This is a genomic window from Psychrobacillus sp. (assembly GCF_056205495.1).
This window is the reverse complement of record NZ_JBAEAP010000631.1, coordinates 1-8,506: the sequence shown is the minus strand read 5'-3', so window position 1 is coordinate 8,506 and position 8,506 is coordinate 1. Positions and strand designations below refer to the sequence as shown.

10 protein-coding genes are annotated in these 8,506 nt (G+C 37.8%); 1 reads left to right on the top strand and 9 read right to left on the bottom strand.

What is annotated here, in order from left to right; translation table 11 throughout:
• On the top strand, positions 1-584 hold a 584-nt coding region (locus tag AC06OU_RS18010; RefSeq protein ID WP_475857617.1), incomplete at its 5' end, for a BclA C-terminal domain-containing protein.
• A 240-nt stretch (positions 585-824) separates the two neighbouring features.
• Here AC06OU_RS18010 and AC06OU_RS18005 read toward each other — a convergent pair.
• The 9 genes from AC06OU_RS18005 to AC06OU_RS17965 form a co-directional block, all read right to left on the bottom strand.
• Positions 825-971, bottom strand: coding sequence for a hypothetical protein (locus AC06OU_RS18005; protein ID WP_475857616.1), 147 nt, complete (start codon positions 969-971; stop codon positions 825-827).
• Positions 972-1,190: 219 nt separating this feature from the next.
• Entirely contained in the window at positions 1,191-1,466 is a 276-nt protein-coding gene (locus AC06OU_RS18000) for a DUF1292 domain-containing protein (RefSeq protein WP_340881987.1), read from the bottom strand.
• 98 nt (positions 1,467-1,564) lie between these two features.
• Entirely contained in the window at positions 1,565-3,274 is a 1,710-nt protein-coding gene (gene ptsP, locus AC06OU_RS17995; protein ID WP_475857615.1) for a phosphoenolpyruvate--protein phosphotransferase, read from the bottom strand.
• Positions 3,262-3,537, bottom strand: coding sequence for an HPr family phosphocarrier protein (locus AC06OU_RS17990; protein ID WP_475857614.1), 276 nt, complete (start codon positions 3,535-3,537; stop codon positions 3,262-3,264). Before AC06OU_RS17990 ends, ptsP begins: the two co-directional genes overlap by 13 nt.
• Positions 3,538-3,629: 92 nt before the next feature.
• Positions 3,630-5,072 carry an N-acetylglucosamine-specific PTS transporter subunit IIBC gene (nagE, locus tag AC06OU_RS17985; protein ID WP_475857613.1) on the bottom strand — a complete coding sequence of 481 codons (1,443 nt, stop codon included), beginning with the start codon at positions 5,070-5,072 and terminating at the stop codon, positions 3,630-3,632.
• Positions 5,073-5,172: 100 nt separating this feature from the next.
• Entirely contained in the window at positions 5,173-5,655 is a 483-nt protein-coding gene (locus tag AC06OU_RS17980) for a PTS sugar transporter subunit IIA (protein WP_475857612.1), read from the bottom strand.
• 210 nt (positions 5,656-5,865) lie between these two features.
• Positions 5,866-6,489, bottom strand: coding sequence for a FusB/FusC family EF-G-binding protein (locus AC06OU_RS17975; RefSeq protein WP_475857611.1), 624 nt, complete (start codon positions 6,487-6,489; stop codon positions 5,866-5,868).
• 82 nt (positions 6,490-6,571) lie between these two features.
• A complete protein-coding gene (locus tag AC06OU_RS17970; RefSeq protein WP_475857610.1) occupies positions 6,572-7,333 on the bottom strand; it encodes an HAD family hydrolase in 762 nt (253 codons plus the stop codon).
• Positions 7,334-7,403: 70 nt separating this feature from the next.
• On the bottom strand, positions 7,404-8,506 hold a 1,103-nt coding region (locus tag AC06OU_RS17965; protein ID WP_475857609.1), incomplete at its 5' end, for an S-layer homology domain-containing protein.

Sequence of the window (8,506 nt, the reverse complement as noted above, 5' to 3'; positions counted from 1 at the left end):
CCGGGGCTACTGGCGCTACTGGGGCTACTGGCGCTACGGGGGTAACTGGAGCTACTGGACCTACCGGGGCTACTGGGGTAACTGGAACTACTGGACCTACCGGGGTAACTGGTGCTACTGGTGCTACTGGTGCTACTGGACCTACCGGGGCTACTGGCGCAGATGGAACTCCAGCTGTAACAGAATTTGCTCAGGTCTTTAACAGATCTACTCAAACAGTACCTGTAGGTGAATCCGTAACTTTTGATACTACTGGACCAATAGTTGGTGATATAACCCACACTCCTGGCACAGCTACTATTACTATCGGTAATTCAGGATATTATCTAATTACCTATTCTGTTACAGGAATCGAAAATAACCAATTTGCAATATTCGTTAATGAAACTCCACTACCGGAAACTCTTTACGGTACACGTGCTGGTACTCAACAAAACAATGGTCAGGCCATTGTATTCTTAAACGCTGGAAACGTTATTTCTTTAAGAAACCATGGCTCTGATCTTTCCATTTTCCTATCAATTGAAGATGGTGGTAATGAAACAAACGTAAATTCTTCAATTATCTTACAAAGATTGACGTAGTTCCTATAAAAAGACTATCTTTTCCTCTACAACTAGAGAAAGAAGCTGATAACTAGCTTCTATCAAATAAAAACCGTGAAACTTTACGTTTCACGGTTTTTATTTGATAGTAAGAAGGTAGAGCCCAAATACATCTCCAGCTCTATTGATAATAATTTTAGTAGTATTTCATTTTTCATTAATAATTTTCTTATTTCTATTTTTAAGAGAAAAAATGAAAAATCCCTATGTTAGTTGTTATTAAATTGTAGCAGAATGATCTGTCGTGGTGCTTGTGTTATTAAAAAAAGCATTGTAGGCGATTAAAGTCACACCTAGCTTTTCTTCTAATTCGTGCACTTCCTGCAATTGTTCTTGATCTAACTCTGCAAATTTATAATCTTCCACCTTAAATCATCCTTTCTTTCCTTTATATTCTCCGTCTCCAAATAATTTATACATTTTTTAATCAAATGCTACTGTCTTCGTCATGCTAGTGTATTTAGAAAGAAAATATAGACCTTTAACTATGAAATAACTAAAAAAGCACCAGAAATTTTACAGTTGGTAAAATTTCTCGTGCTTTTCGATTCTAAAGCAGGCTTCAGCCTTAATTAATTTTCTATGTTATTCAGCTTCTGCAGCCATGAAAGCAGCAGATACTTTTTCAAATTCTTCATCACTTTCGATATTAGCTAGTTCATCTTCGCCTTCTATACGTAAAAAGAACACATCGAAATCTTCCTCTGTTTCTTTTTGAATTTCATCAGCAAAGCCAACAGCTGCATAGGTTTCACCTTCAACTTCTAGTAAACCTAAAACCTCAATATCCTGTTCTTCATCATTTTCATCAATTACAGTAAAAATGTCGCCAATTTCTACTTTTCCAGTATTTTCTTCCATTCCAATCTCCTCCTAACAAAGTTCTGTTCAAGTACCCTTTTTACTTTCACTTGATATTTCATCATTACACATTTACTAGCAAAAAGAAAGAAGTAAGATCACAGAAGATGTTCTTTTACATATTGTGATACTTCTTTGTCGGTTGCCAACGTTAATATGTGCTTAAGGTGTTCGCTTAATTCTTCTTTGTTTAATTTTGTAATTTGAGATCTAGCCCTTAAAATAGCAGAAGGATTCATCGAGAACTCATCTATACCAAGTCCTAATAAAAGTGGGATAGCTATTTGGTCTCCTGCCATCTCTCCACAAATCCCAACCCATTTACCTTTCTTATGTGCTGCTTCTACCACATTCTGAATTGCTCTTAAAATAGCAGGATGGTAGGGCTGATATAGATAGGAAACCTGCTCGTTCATGCGATCAGCTGCAAACATATACTGAATTAAATCATTGGTGCCAATGGAAAAAAAATCAGCTTCCTGTACAAAAAAATCTGCAATCATTGCAGCAGCAGGCGTTTCCACCATCATGCCTATCTCAATTTCCTCTGAGACAGGAATTCCTGCATTTAAAAGCTTTTGTTTTTCTTCTAGCAGAATAGATTTGGCAAGTCGAAATTCCTCAAGTATTGAAATCATCGGAAACATAATTTTTAAATTACCGTGAATACTAGCCTTTAATAGCGCACGTAGCTGTGTCCGGAAAATGTGTTGTCTATCAAGACTGATACGAATTGCCCGATACCCTAAAAACGGGTTACTCTCTTTAGGAAGCCCTAAATAAGACAAGCCCTTATCTCCACCAATATCCATAGTACGAACAACAGTCGGCTTATTTTGCATTTTCAACAGTACTGTTTGATAGATTTCCAATTGTTCCTCTTCAGTTGGTAGCTCGCTTCTGTTCATATAGAGAAATTCTGTACGAAATAAACCAACACCCTCTCCTCCATTAGCGAGCACGGCATCTATATCATGAGTATTACCGATATTTCCACCGATATGAACGTTATGCCCGTCGGCAGTAGTGCTCGCAATAGAAAGGTAATGACTTAAAGACCTGTCTCCTTCTACTAATACCTTTTGTTTATTCAAATAAAACCTTTTTATATCATCTACAGGATCAATAATTACTCTTCCCATTTCTCCGTCTACTATGAGAGGGATACCATGCTTTATATCTATTGTTCCCTTTTTTGTACCAACTACCGCTGGAATATCAAGTGAACGCGCTAATATAGCAGAATGAGAGGTTTTCCCACCAATGTTCGTGACAATTCCTTTTATATATTTCTTATTCAATTGAACTGTAAGAGAGGGTACTAAATCATCTGTAACTAGTATTACCTCTGATTGAATTAAGCTAAGGTCGGGTAAATTTACGCCTAACAAATTGGACAGCATACGTTTGGCCACATCTCGAATATCTGCTACCCGCTCTTTCATATATTCATTTTCCATTTCAGAGAATGTTTTTGCATATACATCGGCAATGTTAGTTAGGGCCATCTCCGCATTGTTGCCTAGTTTGATTTGATCCGAAATTGCAGACAACCAGGTAGGATCGTCTAGCATTAATTCCTGGGCGGCAATAATGGTTGCCCTCTGTTCCCCCATATATTGCTTGGTAGAATCATAAATAAGCTTTAACTGTTTTTTTGTGTTAGAGATGCTCTGTTTCAATCGTTCCATTTCAATCTCAGGATCATGGACTCCCTTTGGGTCAAAGTTGAGATTGGGCTCAATTAAACAATATGCAGGAGCAATAGCCAATCCAGTTGAAGCGCCAATTCCCTCTAGTTCTCGCATCCTTCACCAATTCCTTGAGATAATATCACTTCAGATAATTTATCCAACAGCTCTTTCGAATCGTCTCCCTCGGCAACAATCGTAATCATTGAGTGTACTGGAACGCAAAGAGTCATCACAGAAAGTATGGATCGTAAATTTGCAGATTGTCCATTATATTTCAGCTCAACCGCTGAAACGAATGGTTTTATCGCTGAAACTAGTATAGCTGCTGGTCTTGCATGTATACCCTCTGTAGCGGTAACTTTAAAATGTCTTTCCATCGCTTCTCCTCCATAATCCTTAATAGAAAAAAGAGGCAGACTCCTCTCAGAGTCGGCCTATGTTAAGTTAGTTTAATTACTCATATAATCTTTTACTTTCTCAATTTATCTACCTCATCAGCAACAAATTGAACGTTTGTGCCAACAATGACTTGAATACTTTTAGGCCCTACTACATTAATGCCATGAATCCCGGACGATTTTATTTTCATTTGGTCTACTAGATCCATATTTTTAACTTCTACACGTAAACGAGTAGCACAATGCTCTGCAGACGTTACATTTTCCTTGCCACCTAGTCCAGCAAAAATTTTAGCAGCCATTATTGCAAACTTATTTTCAGCAGAAGTTGCCTCTGTTACCACCTCTACCTCATCATCGTCTTCTCTTCCAGGCGTTTTTAAGTTGAACTTTATGATTAGGAAACGGAATAAGAAATAATAAATAACTGCAAAAACTAATCCTTGAACAATTAACATATAAGGCTGGTTGGCGATTGGAATACTCAGGCTTAAGAAATAATCTATAAAACCTGCGCTGAAGCCAAATCCTGCGGTCCATTGAAAGGACGCTGCGATAAATAATGAAAGGCCTGTAAGAGCAGCATGAACCACATATAAAGCAGGTGCCAAGAACATGAAGGCAAACTCAAGAGGCTCTGTTACTCCTGTGAAGAATGATGCAAATCCAGCTGCAAGCATTAAGGATGCCGCTTGTTTTTTCCGCTTCGTTTTAGCTGTATGGTACATAGCTAACGCTGCTGCTGGTAAACCAAACATCATGATTGGGAAAAAACCTGCCTGATACATACCTGTTATCCCTTTTTCCCCTGTGCTTGACCAAAAATTCTTAATATCACTGATTCCAATCGTATCAAACCAAAAAACTGCATTCAACGCATGATGAAGACCCGTTGGAATCAATAGACGGTTGAAAAATCCATAGAGTCCTGCTCCTGCTGCTCCTAGTCCACTGATTGTTTCTCCAAATGAAACCAACCCTCCGTAAACAATCGGCCATATGAAAAATAGGGCTACGGAAACAGCCAGCATTACAAAAGAAGTAACAATTGGCACCATTCGTTTACCACTGAAAAAAGCAAGGAAGTCTGGAAGCTTTACATGACTGAAGCGATTGAACATTGCAGCCGCTATCATTCCTGAAAGGATCCCGACAAAGGCATTATTTACTTTTCCAAATGCTGCATCTACCTCGCCTACGTCAATTCCTTGAAGCAAGGAAACGGTGGCTGGGGAAAGCATGGTAGTGACGACCAAAAATGCAACTAGCCCACTAAGTGCTGCTGCCCCATCTCTTTGCTTTGAAAGCCCAATTGCAACACCAACCGCAAAAAGTACCGCTAGATTATCTAATATTGCCCCGCCTGCTTTAATGAGAAAAGCGGCAACTGCATTGTCAGTTCCCCAGCCTGTTGGGTCGAGCCAATACCCTACTCCCAGCAATATTGCTGCAGCAGGCAGTACTGCAACCGGAAGCATTAATGAACGACCAAGCCTTTGAATATAGCTCTTCATTGTTTGCATCTCCTATTCTTTTCATAGATTCATGGGATATTAAATAATGATTGCCTTAACTAATTCCACCAACTCTTATACCGCTTTCACCTCTATTCGTTTATTTCGAAGAAACCGTCATAAGAATTGTTTCTCCTTCTTCAGCTTGTGGAGTATCTATTAAATTGACCTTCTTCTCTGTACTATTAGTTACTACAAGCGGGGTTACTAGATTTATGGATTTTTCTCGTAAAAACCCCCAATCTACCTGAATTAGTAATTGTCCTTTTGTTACTATGTCGCCTTGTTCTACACATGCAATAAAGCCTTGTCCACCCAAGGAAACGGTCTCTAAACCGATATGAATGAGTATCTCCGTCCCATCTCCTGCTCGAAGACCTATCGCATGCTTTGTAGTCGCAAGATGAATAATAGAACCATCACAAGGAGCCATCACATCTCCGCTAACTGGCAGGATAGCTACCCCCTCACCTAGCATCCTTTCACTAAATACTGGATCTGGAACTTGATCTAGGGGGATTATACTGCCACTAAACGGTGCGTAGACATTCAACTTTTGCTTAGAGAAGAATTTAGAAAGCATACTTTTGGTCCCCTTTTTCCGTCTTTTAACACGCTTACATATCCCTATACACCATGTATATTGTCTAGTTCCACATTAAAGAACAGAAAAAAGGAGCAGGCATAAAATTAATGCCTGCTCCTTTAAATGAGTTATTTGATTTACTATTTTTGGAATTTTAAAAGTGGGTATAAAAATTCTCATTGATTGATTTGCTTCTACCAATGAGTATTATTTTACATTACCAAAAAACTCTGTCAGCTTAGTAGAATCTGTTATATTTTCATTGCATTTTATGCTATCCATGCAGATTGTATTACCTTTCTTGGTGAATGTCCCCTCACTACCTTTTTTGGAATTCATCATAAACAAAGTTACTTCTTCCAGATGGTTACAGATAGCACAAATACCCTTTTTAACTTGGTTGCCGTACGTCCCTCGTTTTCCAAAAAGCTCACCAGCTTTTTCATAAATTATATATTTACGGTTAGTACCTATATCAGTTACACAAAAATATACTGTGCTACTTCTTTCTTCAATTGTTTGCTTAGGTGCCTTTAGTTTTTTATCTTTTGGAAAAAGTTTTTTAATTGTTTGTCCCGTAATCTCTGGAAAAGGAATAACATAGTTCTTAGCTTCCGCCAAATACACTTCGAGTTGCTCTTTATTTTCTAACTCCAACACTCTATCGATTAACATTTGCTGTTCTTCATCTAAACCTGTAAAAACCTCAGCACTTTTTTCCTGAACAAGCTCTTTTAAAGCTTTTATAACAGATCTATCCCTAGTAACACCGAGACCTTTTACTAACTTTTTAGCTTGTTCCTTTAGTATATTATATTGAATTGGTACCATGAACTGCTCCATTGCTCTTACTCCCTACTTTAACTTTGATACTACTTAAATTACCAACCTTTGTAAGTAAGTGCAAGTGTAGTTACAAAAAAATATCCAATAGCTCCTCCAATCTATAAATTACAGAACAAGGTATAGCTTCTCTTGGAATAGCTCTTAAATTAACCTGTGATTCTCTCATCAGTTTAGCTAGGATAATATCCCTGAGCATTTCATGTCGGGTTCTTAACTCTAGCTTGATAGACTTTAGTTGCTCTGGTAAGCTTCTGTTAATCCAGATTGCCTTAGCTCCCCAAGTATTTGCAGGTATGATATCGTGATCAATTCGGTCTCCTATATGAGCTACAACTTCTCCTAATTCCATAAATACTCGCTCATCTGGCTTTGCATAGCCGATTATGTCAGGTGTAATTATTCTATCAAAATACGGGGTCAGTCCTAAAGCATTCATTACTGGCATCTGAAACTTAGAGTAGCCATTTGTTATGACCGCAAGAGAGTATCCCCTTAGCTTTAGCTCCTGCAGTACTTCTAAAATTCCTTCTTCTAAAAGATAGATAGCACCTGGAACACAATGTTTTTTTACTATCTCTTCCACGGCTATCAACAAATTTAACTCATGTAACTGAATATAGGAAGTGATGATTTCTTCCCAATCATATGCCTCCATGTATTGTCGTTGATTCAGGCGATTTCTGTGTTCAGCAACAAATGATTCTACACAATTTGTTAAGTTTCTATTCTCCCTACAAATGGCATTGCGTATTTCAGGAAATACATAATCAATAAAAGGATTTTGCATAATCGTTCCATCTAAATCAAAAGTGATCCATCTATTTAACATTTCACACCCCACTAACAAAATGATAGAAGTAGAAAAGCCCTCGCTTCAACGAGGGCTCCTAGCTTAATGATTAATAATTATTGTATCTTCCCTTTTTAGCAATTTCATGCGCTAAGCGTATAGTAGAAACCGACATTTCTGCATAAGTAACTTCCTGTTGCGGATTAAATTGATTTTTTTCAGTGGCAAATAGCCCATATTTATTCGCTAACGCTACATACCCAAGGTAGTCTGATTTAATTTTATTTGTATCCTCAAAGTTAACCTTGTATATATCATAATGCTTCGCTGCATGCTCAAGCCCTAGCACACGGATATACCAAGCAGAAAGTTCTTCTCTTGTTACTGGTGAATCAACATCAAACTTCTTATCTCCAGCCTTTATAATTTCAGCACTTACAGCACGCTCAACCAACTGAAATAATGGATGTTTTGGATCTATATTATCGAATGTTTGCTCCACCGTTTCGTTGCCATAATAATACCTTCCCTCATAGAAGTAGGTTAAGGAATTCATTAATATTTTTAGAGCCTCGCCTTTCGTAATAGCTGCGTCTCCATTAAAAGCCTTAGCATCTTTTACATCTAAAATTTTTGTGCTTATTAAATAGTTTAGCTCTTCCTGTGCAGTTGGGTGAGAAACAACCACAGAGCTTTGCTCTCCACCAAACAGACTGCTCCATTTACCAGTCGTAGCATCTAGGGTACTATAAGGGCTGTCGTTATATACAGGCACATATAGTAAGTCATAGTGCTTATTATCTTTCTTTTGCATTTGCTTTGAATAATTAAGCTTAACTTTTAAAGAATTATTTATAAGTGTCTTTGCCTCTTTTGCGGAAATCACTTCCTTAATAGAAGGCCATTCTTCCACTTTTTGTTCATTTACATATAAGCTATTTAAGGAACCATCCGCTGAAACTCCAACGTTTATGGAATCTCCACTTACCATTATGCCATTAACAACTCGTGGAAAGGAGAAGTTATATGCGCCCATACTTTCCTCATAATAAGGCTCATCGACAGGCATACTAAAGTTGTGTAAGTAAGAAGGAATCCATTCTTTAATATAGCTTGTTGCTTTCGCTAAAGCATCCTTCTGAGAAATTGGCTTGGCAACTTCCTGTTTCTCTCCAAGTTCATTCATTAAATACCCTAACATATTGTGATATT

Excerpts from the sequence above, each read along its gene's own strand:
- AC06OU_RS18000 (WP_340881987.1), bottom strand. The coding sequence starts at position 1,466 with ATGGAAGAAAATACTGGAAAAGTAGAAATTGGCGACATTTTTACTGTA.
- ptsP (WP_475857615.1), bottom strand. The coding sequence starts at position 3,274 with ATGCGAGAACTAGAGGGAATTGGCGCTTCAACTGGATTGGCTATTGCT.
- AC06OU_RS17990 (WP_475857614.1), bottom strand. The coding sequence starts at position 3,537 with ATGGAAAGACATTTTAAAGTTACCGCTACAGAGGGTATACATGCAAGA.
- nagE (WP_475857613.1), bottom strand. The coding sequence starts at position 5,072 with ATGAAGAGCTATATTCAAAGGCTTGGTCGTTCATTAATGCTTCCGGTT.
- AC06OU_RS17980 (WP_475857612.1), bottom strand. The coding sequence starts at position 5,655 with ATGCTTTCTAAATTCTTCTCTAAGCAAAAGTTGAATGTCTACGCACCG.
- AC06OU_RS17975 (WP_475857611.1), bottom strand. The coding sequence starts at position 6,489 with ATGGTACCAATTCAATATAATATACTAAAGGAACAAGCTAAAAAGTTA.
- AC06OU_RS17970 (WP_475857610.1), bottom strand. The coding sequence starts at position 7,333 with ATGTTAAATAGATGGATCACTTTTGATTTAGATGGAACGATTATGCAA.